General features: G+C 62.5%; 13 protein-coding genes. 7 read left to right on the forward strand and 6 right to left on the reverse strand.

What is annotated here, in order from left to right; translation table 11 throughout:
- The first annotated feature begins 378 nt into the window (after window positions 1-378).
- Together OC605_RS21080 and OC605_RS21085 are read left to right on the forward strand one after the other, a co-directional pair.
- Window positions 379-1275 carry a PA4780 family RIO1-like protein kinase gene (locus tag OC605_RS21080; protein ID WP_016771829.1) on the forward strand — a complete coding sequence of 299 codons (897 nt, stop codon included), beginning with the start codon at window positions 379-381 and terminating at the stop codon, window positions 1273-1275.
- A 296-nt stretch (window positions 1276-1571) separates the two neighbouring features.
- The gene (locus OC605_RS21085) at window positions 1572-2780 is read left to right on the forward strand and encodes an MFS transporter (RefSeq protein ID WP_262139256.1); all 1209 of its coding nucleotides are present in this window, start codon (window positions 1572-1574) and stop codon (window positions 2778-2780) included.
- Here OC605_RS21085 and cueR read toward each other — a convergent pair.
- From cueR to OC605_RS21100, 3 genes are all read right to left on the reverse strand, one after another.
- A complete protein-coding gene (gene cueR / locus OC605_RS21090) occupies window positions 2734-3147 on the reverse strand; it encodes a Cu(I)-responsive transcriptional regulator (protein ID WP_016771827.1) in 414 nt (137 codons plus the stop codon). The genes OC605_RS21085 and cueR overlap by 47 nt on opposite strands.
- On the reverse strand, window positions 3144-5537 hold the full coding sequence (gene cueA / locus OC605_RS21095) for a copper resistance metal-translocating P1-type ATPase CueA (protein WP_262139259.1): 2394 nt from the start codon (window positions 5535-5537) through the stop codon (window positions 3144-3146). Before cueA ends, cueR begins: the two co-directional genes overlap by 4 nt.
- Before the next feature lie 175 nt (window positions 5538-5712).
- Window positions 5713-6096, reverse strand: a complete 384-nt coding sequence (locus OC605_RS21100; RefSeq protein WP_024011458.1) for a hypothetical protein — start codon at window positions 6094-6096, stop codon at window positions 5713-5715.
- 148 nt (window positions 6097-6244) lie between these two features.
- On the opposite strand from OC605_RS21100, the gene OC605_RS21105 reads away from it, so the two are divergent.
- On the forward strand, window positions 6245-6442 hold the full coding sequence (locus OC605_RS21105) for a cation transporter (RefSeq protein ID WP_186569816.1): 198 nt from the start codon (window positions 6245-6247) through the stop codon (window positions 6440-6442).
- Between the two features lie 87 nt (window positions 6443-6529).
- Window positions 6530-7726, forward strand: coding sequence for a multidrug effflux MFS transporter (locus tag OC605_RS21110; RefSeq protein WP_024011460.1), 1197 nt, complete (start codon window positions 6530-6532; stop codon window positions 7724-7726).
- A 17-nt stretch (window positions 7727-7743) separates the two neighbouring features.
- On the opposite strand, the gene OC605_RS21115 is transcribed toward OC605_RS21110, so the two are convergent.
- From OC605_RS21115 to OC605_RS21125, 3 genes are all read right to left on the reverse strand, one after another.
- The gene (locus OC605_RS21115; RefSeq protein WP_016771823.1) at window positions 7744-7917 is read right to left on the reverse strand and encodes a hypothetical protein; all 174 of its coding nucleotides are present in this window, start codon (window positions 7915-7917) and stop codon (window positions 7744-7746) included.
- Between the two features lie 152 nt (window positions 7918-8069).
- Window positions 8070-9083, reverse strand: coding sequence for a zinc-binding alcohol dehydrogenase family protein (locus OC605_RS21120; protein WP_262139263.1), 1014 nt, complete (start codon window positions 9081-9083; stop codon window positions 8070-8072).
- A 32-nt stretch (window positions 9084-9115) separates the two neighbouring features.
- A complete protein-coding gene (locus tag OC605_RS21125) occupies window positions 9116-9409 on the reverse strand; it encodes a putative quinol monooxygenase (protein WP_262139265.1) in 294 nt (97 codons plus the stop codon).
- A gap of 121 nt (window positions 9410-9530) precedes the next feature.
- Here OC605_RS21125 and OC605_RS21130 point away from each other — a divergent pair, with 121 nt between their 5' ends.
- From OC605_RS21130 to OC605_RS21140, 3 genes are all read left to right on the forward strand, one after another.
- A complete protein-coding gene (locus OC605_RS21130) occupies window positions 9531-10460 on the forward strand; it encodes a LysR family transcriptional regulator (RefSeq protein WP_262139267.1) in 930 nt (309 codons plus the stop codon).
- A 317-nt stretch (window positions 10461-10777) separates the two neighbouring features.
- A complete protein-coding gene (locus tag OC605_RS21135; protein ID WP_016771819.1) occupies window positions 10778-11512 on the forward strand; it encodes an ArsR/SmtB family transcription factor in 735 nt (244 codons plus the stop codon).
- Between the two features lie 127 nt (window positions 11513-11639).
- Window positions 11640-13022, forward strand: coding sequence for an MFS transporter (locus OC605_RS21140; protein WP_262139269.1), 1383 nt, complete (start codon window positions 11640-11642; stop codon window positions 13020-13022).
- The last annotated feature ends 63 nt before the right edge of the window (window positions 13023-13085 follow it).

Below are 13085 nucleotides of genomic sequence, written 5' to 3' on the forward strand. Positions count from 1 at the left end.
GTCTACTGGAGTAGACATCGTATCGCCCGAATCGACTTGAACTTGCAGACCGTTACGGCAGGTAAGAAGATCTAAAACCGTCCACCATGTCTCCGAACATGTGTCCACCATGTCTCCGGTACATACAGGGAGAGGGCTGGGGTGAGGGCAACAGAAGTTCACCGACCATGTCAGATTCTGTCGCAAATGCCCTTGCCGGCCGATACCAATCAATGCCACGGTCTCGGCTATGATTCGCCCGGCTCGCTGCGATTGATCCGGCACAGTGTGTGCATCCTCAAGGTTCACAGGTCGGCAACCCCTCCCCGTCGGGCGAGGATTGCCGTATAACGAGTGACATTCGCGTGTTTGGTAATAAAGGACCCACAATAAAAGCTGATGAAGACTCCAAAACGCATTGAACCCCTGATCGAGGACGGTCTGGTCGACGAAGTGCTGCGCCCACTGATGAGTGGCAAAGAGGCAGCTGTTTATGTAGTGCGCTGCGGCAATCAGTTACGTTGCGCCAAGGTCTACAAGGAGGCGAATAAACGCAGTTTCCGCCAGGCAGCCGAGTATCAGGAAGGCCGCAAGGTTCGTAACAGCCGTCAGGCGCGGGCCATGGCGAAGGGGTCCAAGTTCGGTCGCAAAGAGACCGAAGACGCCTGGCAGAACGCTGAAGTGGCGGCGCTTTTCCGTCTCGCCGGCGCCGGTGTGCGAGTGCCCAAACCCTATGACTTCCTCGACGGCGTGCTGTTGATGGAGCTGGTGGCCGACGAATTCGGCGACGCCGCGCCACGGCTGAACGACGTGGTACTGGAGCCGGATCAGGCGCGCGAATATCACGCGTTCCTGATTTCGCAGATCGTGCTGATGTTGTGTACTGGTCTGGTGCACGGTGACCTCTCCGAGTTCAACGTGCTGCTGACCCCGACCGGCCCGGTCATCATCGACCTGCCCCAGGCAGTCGACGCTGCGGGCAACAACCACGCGTTCAGCATGCTCGAGCGTGACGTTGGCAACATGGCTTCGTACTTCGGCCGTTTCGCGCCGGAATTGAAGAAGACCAAGTACGCCAAGGAAATGTGGGCGTTGTACGAAGCCGGCACCTTGCACCCGAACAGTGTGCTGACCGGCGAGTTCGACGATCCGGAGGACCTGGCGGATGTCGGCGGGGTGCTGCGCGAAATCGAAGCGGCGCGCCTCGACGAGGAACGCAAGCAGGCCATTCGCGCGGCGGACGACGCGCCGAAAGGCAAACCCGAAGAACCGCCTCCACCGCCGTGGATGCAGTGATCGCGTGATGAAAAGCCCGGCTTCGGCCGGGTTTTTTGTTTGAGTCAAAAAGCACCCTCACCCCAGCCCTCTCCCGGAGGGAGAGGGGGCCGACCGAGGTGTCTTTAGCCATACATCGACCTGAAAAAACCGAGTCGATTATGGATTCAAAGAAAAACGTTCAGGTCGGTGTATCTCCCAAATATCCCCCAATCGGTCCCCTCTCCCTTTGGGAGAGGGCTAGGGTGAGGGGGCTTTCGGATCTTGGCTTATTCGCGTCTACTGTCCAGCGCTCCAACCACACTCAAGGACTGAATGTGACCACCCCACGCAACACCCACCTGATCGTAACCGCCCGGCTGATCTCCGATTTCGGCGCCTTCCTCAACATGGTCGCGCTGGCCACCTACGTCTACCTGCTGAGCAACAGCGCCATGAGCGTCGGGATTTTCCTTGCCAGCCGCGTCGGTGGCGGAATCTTCGCCAGTCTGATCGGCACACGCTTCTACCGACGCTGGCACGGCCGCGCGCCGCTGATTGCTTTCGATCTGTTGCGCGCCGCACTGCTGGGGCTGCTGTTGATCACTCCGGCGAGTCAGCAGGCGTGGCTGTTGCCGTTCATTGCCTTCGGCCTCGGTTTGGGCAATTCGATGTTCGCCATCGGTCTCAACAGCCAGTTGCCGCATTTGATCGCGCCGGCGCAATTGCTCAAAGCCAACGCCTGGATCACTTCAGCTTCTTCAGCAGCCATGGTCGGCGGCAGTCTGGTGTCGGGGTTGCTGGTGGCTGCTTTTGGTTTCGAAACGGTCTTCGCCCTCAACGCGCTGACCTATTTACTCGCGGCGCTGCTGATCGTGCCGCTGCGTTTCGAAACAACCGATGTCAGCGAACAGCCGGATCGCGGTGAATGGTTTGCGCTGCGGCAGGGCCTGCGTTCGGCGCCTGTGGTCGCGGCCATGCTCGCGGTGACCATGGCCGACACCTTGGGCAGTGCCGCGCATAACGTCGGCTTCCCGATCATTTCGAAACTGCTCACGCCCGAGGCGGCGAGTACGACCTTGGGTCTGGCGCTTGCGGTATGGGCCAGCGGCAAGCTGCTCGGCGCGCGCATCGCCAGTCACCTCAAGGGCTCGGAGAACAGCCACCTTGAAAGACGATTTTTCTGCGGTGTGGCGCTGATGTCCTGCGGGTTCATTCTGATGTTCCAGCAGCACAGCCTCTACGGTCTGCTGCTGTTCGCCTTGCCGGCCGGGCTTGGCGACGGGGTTTCCGAAGTCAGCCTGATGTCACGGCTGCAACGGGAACCTGCGGCGTTGCGCCTGCCGATTTTCAGTGTGCTGACCTTGCTGCAGATGAGCGGTTTCGGCATCGGCATGCTGGTCGCCGCACCGTTTTATGCGTGGTGGACGCCGGGGGCCGTGGTCATGCTGTTCCACGGCATTCCCCTCGGCACCTTGGGCGTGGTGACGCTGCTGCGGATCAGGCGCGGGCGGGTTGCGCGCAGCAGCCCGACGCCAGTTCCTTGAGGATCGGGCAGTCCGGGCGATGGTCGCCGCTGCAATGCTCGACCAGATCCTGCAGGGTGTCGCGCAACTCGCCGAGCTCGCGGATCTTCTGGTTCAGCTCGTCGATGTGCTGGCGCGCCAGTGCTTTCACATCGGCGCTGGCGCGCTGGCGATCCTGCCAGAGGGTCAGCAGCTTGCCGACCTCTTCCAGGGAAAAGCCCAGATCCCGCGAGCGCTTGATGAACGCCAGCGTGTGCAGGTCGTCGCTGCCGTATACGCGGTAACCGCTGTCGGTGCGATTGGCCGCTTTGAGCAAACCGATCGATTCGTAGTAACGAATCATTTTTGCACTCAGGCCACTTTGTCGGGCCGCTTGGCCGATGTTCATCGGTATTCCTCCAGGTCCTTGGGTTTCCAGGTTTTCAACAGTAGCGCATTGCTCACCACGCTGACGCTCGACAGCGCCATCGCCGCACCGGCCAGCACCGGATTGAGGAAGCCGAACACCGCCAGCGGAATGCCGATCAGGTTGTAGACAAAGGCCCAGAACAGGTTCTGGCGAATCTTCGCGTAGGTCTTGCGACTGATCTCCAGCGCCGCCGGCACCAGTCGCGGATCGCCGCGCATCAGGGTGATACCGGCTGCGTGCATGGCGACGTCGGTGCCGCCGCCCATGGCGATGCCGATGTCGGCAGCGGCGAGGGCCGGGGCGTCGTTGATGCCATCGCCGACCATGGCGACTACGCCGGTTTTCTTCAGCTCGGCGACGGTCGCGGCCTTGTCGGCAGGCAGCACTTCGGCGTGAACACTGCGGATGCCCAAGGCCTCGGCCACCACCCGTGCGCTGCCGCGATTGTCGCCGGTCAGCAGGTGGCTCTGGATATCCCGCGCGGCGAGTTGTTGCACCGCTTGCAGAGCGCCTGATTTCAGCGTGTCACCGAAGGCGAACAGGCCCAGCACCTTCGGCTCGGGACTTTGCTCAATCAACCACGACAATGTGCGGCCTTCACTTTCCCACGCTTCGGCGGACGAGCTCAATTCACCGGCACTCAAAGCGCTTTCGTCGAGCATCCGCCTATTGCCCAGCGCCAGGCGCCGGCCATCCAGCGTGCCGGCGATGCCGCGGCCGGTCAGCGCCTGGCTGTCGCTGACATCGGGCACGTTCAAGCCGCGTTCGGCGGCTGCATCCAGCACGGCTTTGGCCAACGGATGCTCGCTGCCGCGCTGCAAGGCACCGGCCAGTGTCAGCAGATTGTTTTCGTCGCCATCGACCGCGCTGAAGTGCGCGATACGCGGCGCACCCGAGGTCAGCGTGCCGGTCTTGTCGAACACCACACTGCTGACTTCATGGGCGCGTTCCAGCGCTTCGGCATCCTTGATCAGAATGCCGTGGCGTGCGGCGACGCCGGTGCCGGCCATGATCGCCGTCGGAGTGGCGAGGCCGAGGGCGCACGGGCAGGCGATCACCAGCACGGCGACGGCATTGATCACCGCAGTTTCCAGGGGTGCGCCGTACAGCCACCAGCCAATCAGCGTGGCCAGGGCGATCAGCAACACGGTCGGCACGAAAATCTGGCTGACCTTGTCCACCAGTTTCTGGATCGGCGCTTTCGCTGCTTGCGCGTCTTCGACCAGACGAATGATCCGCGCCAGCACGGTTTCCGCGCCGAGCGCTTGGGTGCGCACCAGCAAACGACCCTCGCCGTTAATCGCGCCGCCGGTGACCTTGTCGCCCGGTCGTTTTGGCACTGGCAGGCTTTCGCCGCTGATCAGCGCTTCGTCGGCGTGGCTCTGGCCTTCGACGACTTCGCCATCCACCGGGAAGCGTTCGCCGGGTTTGACCAGCACCAGATCGTCGAGGCGCAGGGCGCTGATCGCAACGTCCTGCTCACGCCCGTCGATGACTTGAATCGCGCGCTCCGGCCGCAACGCTTCGAGGGCGCGAATGGCGCTGGCGGTCTGACGTTTGGCGCGGCTTTCGAGATATTTGCCGAGCAATACCAAAGCGATGACCACCGCCGAGGCCTCGAAATACAGATGCGGCATGCGTCCGGCGGCGCTGGCCCATTCATAGACACTCAGGCCATAACCGGCGCTTGTGCCGAGGGCGACGAGCAGGTCCATGTTGCCGGCACCGGCGCGCACGGCTTTCCACGCCGCCACATAAAAGCGTGCGCCGAAGATGAATTGCACGGGAGTGGCGAGGGCGAATTGCGCCCAGGCCGGGAGCATCCAGTGAATGCCGAACGGCTGCAGCAACATCGGCAACACCAGCGGCAGAGCGAGGGCGATCGCACAGATCAATGCCCAGCGCTCGCGGTGCAGGCGTTTTTGCTGGTCATCGGACTGTGGCCGTTCAGCTTGCCAGACGCTGGCCGAGTAACCGACCTTGCTCACCGCGTCGAGCAGGGTTTGCGTATCGACCTGGCCGAGCAATTCGAGGTGCGCACGTTCGTAGGCCAGATTGACACTGACGCTGCTCACGCTTGGGACTTTGCTCAGGGCACGTTCAACGCGACCGACGCAGGACGCGCAGGTCATGCCGTCGATGCTCAATTCGACGGTTTGCCGGGGCACGCTGTAACCGGCGCGCTCCACGGCTTGCATCAGCGCCGGCAGGCTGTCGCCGGGCGCCTGCACCCGGGCCTGTTCGGTGGCGAGGTTGACGCTGACGGCACTGGTGCCGCTGACCTTGCGCAAGGCCCGTTCGACACGCCCGGCGCAACTGGCGCAAGTCATGCCGGCAATCGGCAGATCGAAAGTGGTGGATTCGGACATCGGTCGCGCTCCCTGTAGTGGATGTCTACAGGATCAACCTTGCCATGTGGGCAAGGTCAAGCACCATTCTTGTGGGAGCGAGCCTGCTCGCGAATGCGGTGCATCATTCAGTAATCATGTTGGCTGACCCGGCGCTTTCGCGAGCAGGCTCGCTCCCACAGGTCGAGGCGGTTGCTCAATAACCCAGGCCTGCAGGTTTCAGGTACACGCCTTCGGCATTCATCGCCAGGCGGAACTTCAGCACATCGCCGGCATGCAGCACGACTTCCTGCGAACCCGGTGCGAGCATGCCGGGGTTGCAACCCGGTGCCTGGCCCGGCAGCAGTTTCAGGCGCAGCGAAACCTTGCCCGGTGGCAGGTTGAACGAAGTGCTCTGCTCCTGGAACAGGCGCGCCGAGAGCTGGTCCTGGATGTACACGCCGATTTCGCACGAGGTCGCCACTTCGAGGCGCTCGCGGGAAATGATCAGTACCGCGTAATCCTCGCCGGCGGCTTGCACCTGCGGGACGGCGGCGAAAAGGCTGAGCAAGCCAAACAGGCCCAAAGCTGACCAGCGCATGGCTGAATCTCCTGAATTCCAGTCATTGATGCATGCAGCTTGGCCGAGCGCGGCGCCGAATGCCAGCCCGGCAGTTTTTCGCAGAACTTGACCTTGCCATCGTGGCAAGCTCGAGACTGCCGGCAACCTCACTCAAAGGAGTCTTCCCATGCAAGTGTTCAATGTTCAAGGAATGTCCTGCGGTCATTGCGTCAAAGCCATTACCACTGCGGTGCAGGCGCTGGATACGGCAGCCAGCGTGCGGGTCGATCTGGCGGCCAAGGAAGTCGGCGTCGAAAGCGCGCTGAGTGCCGATCAGGTCATCGCAGCGATTCGCGAAGAGGGTTATGAGGTGAAGCTCGTCTGAAATTGATCGTTAGCGAGCTATCGGAATGTTCAAGGCGTCCGGGCGCGGCTAGACTGTCGGGCTGCGACTTGCCCACCTGGATGCCTGATGAACTTCCGCACGATTTTGATACTCGGCGCCTTGAGCGCCTTCGGTCCTTTGGCGATCGACTTCTACTTGCCTGCCTTTCCGGCCATGGCGCTGGCGTTCGGCACCGATGAGCAGCATGTCCAGCTGACGCTGGCGGCGTACTTCCTCGGTCTGTCGCTGGGCCAACTGGCTTACGGGCCGATTTCCGATCGTTTCGGCCGGCGGCTTCCGCTGCTCAGCGGTGTCGCCCTGTTCACCCTGGCGTCATTGGCCTGCGCCTACGCGCCGAGCCTGGAATGGCTGATCGGCGCGCGCTTCGTCCAAGCACTCGGTGGTTGCGCGGGCATGGTGATTTCCCGTGCGGTGGTCGCCGACAAGTGCGACGCGGTGGGCTCGGCGAAGGTGTTTTCCCAGTTGATGCTGGTAATGGGCCTGGCGCCGATTCTGGCGCCGATGCTCGGTGGGCTGCTGGTCAATACCACGGGTTGGCAGTCGATCTTTCTGGTCCTCACCGGGTTCAGTGCGGCGGCGGGTCTGGCGGTGGCGTTGGGGCTGCCGGAAAGCATGCCGGCCCACGTGCCGCGCCAGCCGTTGTCCGGTGCGTTGCGCCAGTACGCACGACTGGTCAAGGATTCGGTCTACCTCGGCCACGCCCTGACCGGCGGCATCGCCATCGCCGGCATGTTCGCTTACATCGCCGGTTCACCGTTTGTGTTCATCAAGCTCTACGGTGTACCCGCCGAGCATTTTGGCTGGCTGTTCGGCACCAACGCGGCGGGGTTCATTCTGGTGGCGCAGGTCAATGCGCGTTTGCTGGCCAAGCGTGGTCCGGCGTTTTTGCTGGTGCGCGCGGTGTGGGTGTACTTCCTCGCCGGGCTGACGTTGCTGGCGGTGAGCGCGATGCGTCCAGAGGCGTTGTGGCCGTTGCTGATTCCGCTGTTCATCTGCATTGCCAGCCTCGGCTGCATCATTCCCAACGCCTCGGCTTGCGCAATGAACGGCCAGGGCGCCCGCGCCGGCAGTGCTTCGGCAATGCTCGGTTGCCTGCAATTCAGCATCGCCGCCGGTGCTGCCGCGTTGGTGGGGGTGTTGCACGATGGCAGCGCCGTGCCGATGGCCATGGTCATCAGCCTGTGTGGTTTGCTGGTGGTGAGCGTCGCGCTGCTCACCCGGCGCTTGCAGAATGCCCGGGCGCTGGCGCAAGCCCAGGTCTGAACGCTCGACTTTGGAGCTCAGCCGGCGGCGCGCTGCTGGCTGGGTTCGGGAATCCGGTGGGGCGCGCAGAGTCGCGCTTCGAGGGTGCGAGTGAAGGCCAGAGCCTCGGCTTCACTGCGAAAGGTCACGACGTGCTGGTCCAGACGCACCTGCCATTGGGACTTCGCCACTTCTTTTATCAGGATCTTCATTGCTGACCTCCCTTGCGTAAAAGATGTATCGCAGAGGCTTCGATTGTAGACCTCGATACCCGCGTAATTGTGACAAGGGTCAAGCAACCGACTGACGGCAAAAAGCCCCGCAACCGCTCTGGCATCACGAGCGGTTGCGAGGCTTTATTTTTTTAGAAACCTTCTAAAACAATTTTCCCCTTGGCCTTGCCGCTTTCCAGCAGCTCATGGGCACGGCGCAAGTTGGCCGCGTTGATTACGCCGAAGTGCTCGCCCAAAGTCGTCTTCAAAGTGCCGGCGTCAATCAGCTCGGCGACGCGGTTGAGCAGCTTGTGCTGTTCGATCATGTCCGGCGTTTCGAACAGCGAGCGGGTGTACATGAACTCCCAGTGCAGCGACAGGCTCTTGCGCTTGAGCAGGCTGATGTCGAGGGACTTCGGATCGTCGATCAGCGCCAGCTTGCCTTGCGGCGCGAGGGCTTCGACCAGTTGCGCCAGATGCTGATCGGTCTGGGTCAGGCTGGCGACGTGGGTCACGCTGGCGATGCCGGCGCGCTTCAATTCTTCGCTCAGCGGCTGGCTGTGATCGATGACCAGATCGGCACCGAGTGCGCTGACCCAGTCACGGGTTTGCGCACGGGAGGCAGTGCCGATGACTTTCAGGCCGGTCAATTGCTTGGCCAATTGAGTGAGGATCGAACCCACGCCGCCCGCCGCGCCGACGATCAGCAGGCTCTGGCCTTGATCATTGCGGCCTTCGCTGATTTGCAGGCGCTCGAAGAGCAATTCCCACGCAGTGATCGCGGTCAGCGGCAGCGCGGCGGCTTCGGCAAAACCGAGCGACTTGGGCATGTGACCGACGATGCGCTCATCAACCACGTGCAACTCGCTATTGCCACCGGCCCGGGCGATCGAACCGGCGTAGAAGACCTTGTCGCCCGCCTTGAACAGGGTGACATCGCTGCCGACCGCCTTGACCACACCGGCAACGTCCCAGCCCAGCACTTTCGCCGCGCCGTTTTCCGGCGCCATGTTCTGCCGCACTTTGGTGTCGACCGGGTTGACCGAGATGGCTTTGACCTCCACCAAGAGGTCGCGCGGGCCGGCAACCGGTTCTGGCAGTTCAATGTCTTGCAGGGACTTGGCGTCGCTGATCGGCAGGGACGCGTAATAGGCAATGGCTTTCATAAGTGGCTCCGTACAGTTGATAGAAGGAGGAATCAGGCAATTTTGCCGAGGCGTTTGAGCTGGAAGTGTTCGATGGTGTGTCCGGCGCCGGCCTGAAACTTCTGAAAATGCGCGCTGGCGTTGTGCGCCTCAAGAATCTCGTCACTGGCCCACTGTTCGATCACATAAAAAACCTGTTGATCGGCAAGGTCGCGGTGCAGGTCGTACTGGCCACAACCGGGCTCGGCGCGGCTCGGTTCGACGAGGGCACGCAGCGCCTGTTCGAGAACGTCCTGCTGGCCGGGCTTGGCGGTCAGAGTAGCAATAGCGGTAAAGGGCTGTGACATGCGCGGACTCCAGAGAATCGGGATGAATTTGTTGGAGGCCATCATTGGCTATTTCTCTGCGCGATAAAACCGGCTAAAAGAGCAGTCTCTTTCAATATTTTTTTGATAATCGAGGCTGCGCATGCTGCGTTTTGATGACTTGCAGTTGTTTGTTCGCGCGGCGGATCTGGGCAGCCTGTCGGCGGCGGCACGGGTGATGGACATGTCTGCGGCGGTGGCCAGCGCGGCGTTGAAGCGCATCGAGCAGCAACTCGGTGCGCGGCTGCTGGCGCGGTCGACCCGCAGCCTGCGCCTCACCGCCGAGGGCGAAGGCTTCCTCGAATATGCCCGCGCCGCCCTGAGCAATCTCGACGAAGGCCGTCGACTGCTCGCCAGCGGTCAGGATCAGGTCAGCGGGATTTTGCAGCTTTCGGCGCCCTCGGATTTCGGTCGCAATCTGCTGCTGCCGTGGCTCGACGCGTTCCAGCGTGAACACCCGAAACTGACGGTACGCCTGTTGCTCGGCGACCGCATCGCCGACCTGTTCCGGCAACCGGTGGACATCGCCCTGCGCTACGGCGAGCCGGAAGATTCCAGCCTGATCGCCTTGCCCATCGCGCCACACAATCGCCGCGTGTTGTGCGCATCTCCCGATTACCTGGCCCGGCATGGCGAACCGCGCCAGCTTGAGCAACTGGCCCAGCACAACTGCCTTTTGTACATGCTCGGCAGCCGCGTCCACGACCATTGGAGTTTTCACGATGGCAAGCGCGAAGTCGGCCTGACCGTGAGTGGCGACCGCTTCAGTGATGACGCCGACGTAGTACGGTTATGGGCGCTGGCCGGTGCCGGTATCGCTTACAAGTCCTGGCTCGACGTCGGCGCCGATGTGCTCGCCGGACGCCTCAAAGTGCTGATGCCGGAACTGCTGTGTGAGCGCGCACCGCTGAATCTGTTGTGCGCCCATCGCGCACAATTGAGTAAGCCGGTGAACCTGCTGAGGGAGATGCTCGCCAGCCGATGCGCCGAATTGAGTAGCCAATTTCCCGGTTTCCGCAAAGTTGATCATTAGTCGCAGGCAATTAGAGAAATTTCTGTCAGGAACAATCGCCACCTGCCCAGGCCCAGGCGCAGGACGTCTGGCTTAACCCGCTTATACTAGCGCCCGCCTCATGCCTGCACTGACACCCGGCGCGCAGACCCCGTAACGCGTTGCCGGCTTTTGGTGACGGTTGCTACTTCTGCTGCCAGGTTGTGTGCCGGAGCAGCTGGTGTCGGTGGCATCCCTTGCCACCGATCCCGGGCGATTTTCGCGTGTTGGCCGATGCCCCATAACCGGCCAGGATGTCTCCGAGCGGTAGACGATACGATTCAACAGGGAGTGAACATATGGAACATGCACCGTGCATCAGCCAGATCGCGACATTGCTGGCCGACCCCAAGCGCAGCGCGATGATGTGGGCGTTGATGGATGGCTCGGCCCGGCAAGCCGAAGAGCTGGCGCTGCTGGCCGGGCTCTCGCCGTCGTCGGCCAGTGCGCATCTGGGACGCCTGTCCGCAGGGGGGCTGTTGAACATCGAAATGCGTGGGCGCAAACGCTTCTTTCGCCTGGCGGCACCGGAAATCGGCGCGGCGATCGAAGCACTGGCCAGCGCCACCATTGCCAGCGCGCCACGGCAAATCCCTGATGCGCTGAAACGCACGGCTCCCATGGTCAGACCACAGGCGGCGCCGTCGTCGCTGTTGCGCGCGCGGTTCTGCGACGATCATCTGGGCGGTACTTTGGCGGCCGACCTGTATCAGCGCCTGCTCGATGCCGGCTGGATCGAACAGCTTGAGCAGCGGGTGGTGGTGACGCACAAGGGCTCCACCCGACTGGCCCAGCGCGGAGTGTTCATCCAGGCCCTGGCCCACCGCAACGTGCAGGTCGCCTGCGCCTGCCCGGACTGGAGCGAGCGCCGTCCGCACATGGGCGGCTCACTGGGCGCGGCGCTGTTGCAGTTGTTCATGCAGTCCGGCTGGCTGACCTTGCCCAACGATTCCCGCGCCTTGCAGTTGACCGCCACCGGCCAGCGCGAAATCCACCGCTTTGCCAAGGAAACCGAGCTGGAAACAGCGTTCTAGAGCGTTGCTCGGCGATGAGCTGAAGGCTGACGTCGTCCACGGCTGTGAACAGGTCGCATCCAGTACGACCTCTGAATGACCATCGCGCACACTCGATCCGGGGATTTTCCGGATGGGGGAGCACAACATGAATACACAACGCTTTAGTGCGGCTGAGCGCCTGGAACGGCTGCCGCTCAGCGGTTATCACCGCGTCATTTTCATCATCATTGCCTTGGCGTTTTTCTTCGACTCCATGGATCTGGCGATGATGACTTTCCTGCTCGGCTCGATCAAAGCCGAGTTCGGCCTGAGCAGTGCACAGGCAGGGCTGCTGGCCAGCTCGAGCTTCTTCGGCATGGTGCTCGGGGCGTCGCTGTCGGGAATGCTCGCCGACCGCTTCGGGCGCAAACCGGTGTTTCAGTGGAGCATCGTGTTGTGGGGCGTGGCCAGTTACCTGTGTTCGACGGCGCAGACGGTGGAGACGCTGACGCTGTTTCGCATCCTGCTCGGAATCGGCATGGGCATGGAGTTTCCCATCGCGCAGTCGATGCTGTCGGAGTTGATTCCGGCGCAACGACGCGGGCGCTACATCGCGCTCATGGACGGCTTCTGGCCGCTGGGTTTTGTCGCGGCGGGCGTGCTCTCGTACTTCCTGCTGCCGCTGATTGGCTGGCGCGATATCTTCCTGGTACTGGCGGTGCCTGCGGTGTTTGTCCTGGCGATCCGCTTTTTCATCCCTGAGTCGCCGCGCTGGCTGGAACAGGCCGGGCGCGACGCCGACGCGGACAAGGTGTTGAACGGCATTGAAGCACGGGTGCGTGCTTCGCTGGGCGGCGCGGCGTTACCGGAACCGGTTCGTTTGCCACGCACGGTGACGCCACCGGGCAATTTCTTCTCGGCGCTCAAGCAGATCTGGTCGCCGCAATATCGCCAGCGCACGACGATGATCTGGAGCCTGTGGTTCTTCGCATTGCTGGGGTTCTACGGGCTGACTTCCTGGCTCAGCGCATTGCTGCAGCAGTCGGGTTTCGCCGTGACGCAATCGGTGTATTACACCGTGCTGATCTCGCTCGGCGGGATTCCCGGCTTCCTCATGGCGGCGTGGCTGGTCGAGCGTTGGGGGCGTAAACCGGTGTGCATCGTCACCCTGCTCGGCGGCGGGGTGATGGCGTTTCTGTATGGGCAGAGCGCGGTGTTCGGCGGCAACGTGGCGCTGCTGATCGGTACCGGATTGTTGATGCAGTTTTTCCTGTTCGGCATGTGGGCGGTGCTCTACACCTACACGCCGGAGCTGTACCCGACTTCGGCACGGGCAACCGGCTCGGGATTCGCTTCGGCGATCGGCCGCGTCGGCTCGCTGCTCGGGCCACTGGTGACCGGGCTGGTGTTCCCGATTACCGGCCAGGGCGGGGTGTTCGCGCTGGGCGCGGCGTGCTTTGCGATTGCGGCGGGCGTGGTGTGGCTGTTCGGGATGGAGACGCGGGGCAAGACCCTGGAAGAGCTTGCTGAAGCGCAGCTATTCAAATAATCGCAGCACCCTGTGGGAGCGGGCTTGCCCGCGATGGGGGCAGCAAATTCAACATCTATGTTG

Origin of the sequence: Pseudomonas sp. Marseille-Q5117, from assembly GCF_946901175.1 — a bacterium.
GTDB classification, from domain to species: Bacteria; Pseudomonadota; Gammaproteobacteria; order Pseudomonadales; family Pseudomonadaceae; genus Aquipseudomonas; species Aquipseudomonas iranensis.

Bases quoted from the DNA above. Each gene is read 5' to 3' on its own strand.
- OC605_RS21080 (WP_016771829.1), top strand. From the start codon at position 379: ATGAAGACTCCAAAACGCATTGAACCCCTGATCGAGGACGGTCTGGTC.
- cueR (WP_016771827.1), bottom strand. From the start codon at position 3,147: ATGAACATCGGCCAAGCGGCCCGACAAAGTGGCCTGAGTGCAAAAATG.
- cueA (WP_262139259.1), bottom strand. From the start codon at position 5,537: ATGTCCGAATCCACCACTTTCGATCTGCCGATTGCCGGCATGACTTGC.
- OC605_RS21100 (WP_024011458.1), bottom strand. From the start codon at position 6,096: ATGCGCTGGTCAGCTTTGGGCCTGTTTGGCTTGCTCAGCCTTTTCGCC.
- OC605_RS21105 (WP_186569816.1), top strand. From the start codon at position 6,245: ATGCAAGTGTTCAATGTTCAAGGAATGTCCTGCGGTCATTGCGTCAAA.
- OC605_RS21110 (WP_024011460.1), top strand. From the start codon at position 6,530: ATGAACTTCCGCACGATTTTGATACTCGGCGCCTTGAGCGCCTTCGGT.
- OC605_RS21115 (WP_016771823.1), bottom strand. From the start codon at position 7,917: ATGAAGATCCTGATAAAAGAAGTGGCGAAGTCCCAATGGCAGGTGCGT.
- OC605_RS21120 (WP_262139263.1), bottom strand. From the start codon at position 9,083: ATGAAAGCCATTGCCTATTACGCGTCCCTGCCGATCAGCGACGCCAAG.
- OC605_RS21125 (WP_262139265.1), bottom strand. From the start codon at position 9,409: ATGTCACAGCCCTTTACCGCTATTGCTACTCTGACCGCCAAGCCCGGC.
- OC605_RS21130 (WP_262139267.1), top strand. From the start codon at position 9,531: ATGCTGCGTTTTGATGACTTGCAGTTGTTTGTTCGCGCGGCGGATCTG.
- OC605_RS21135 (WP_016771819.1), top strand. From the start codon at position 10,778: ATGGAACATGCACCGTGCATCAGCCAGATCGCGACATTGCTGGCCGAC.
- OC605_RS21140 (WP_262139269.1), top strand. From the start codon at position 11,640: ATGAATACACAACGCTTTAGTGCGGCTGAGCGCCTGGAACGGCTGCCG.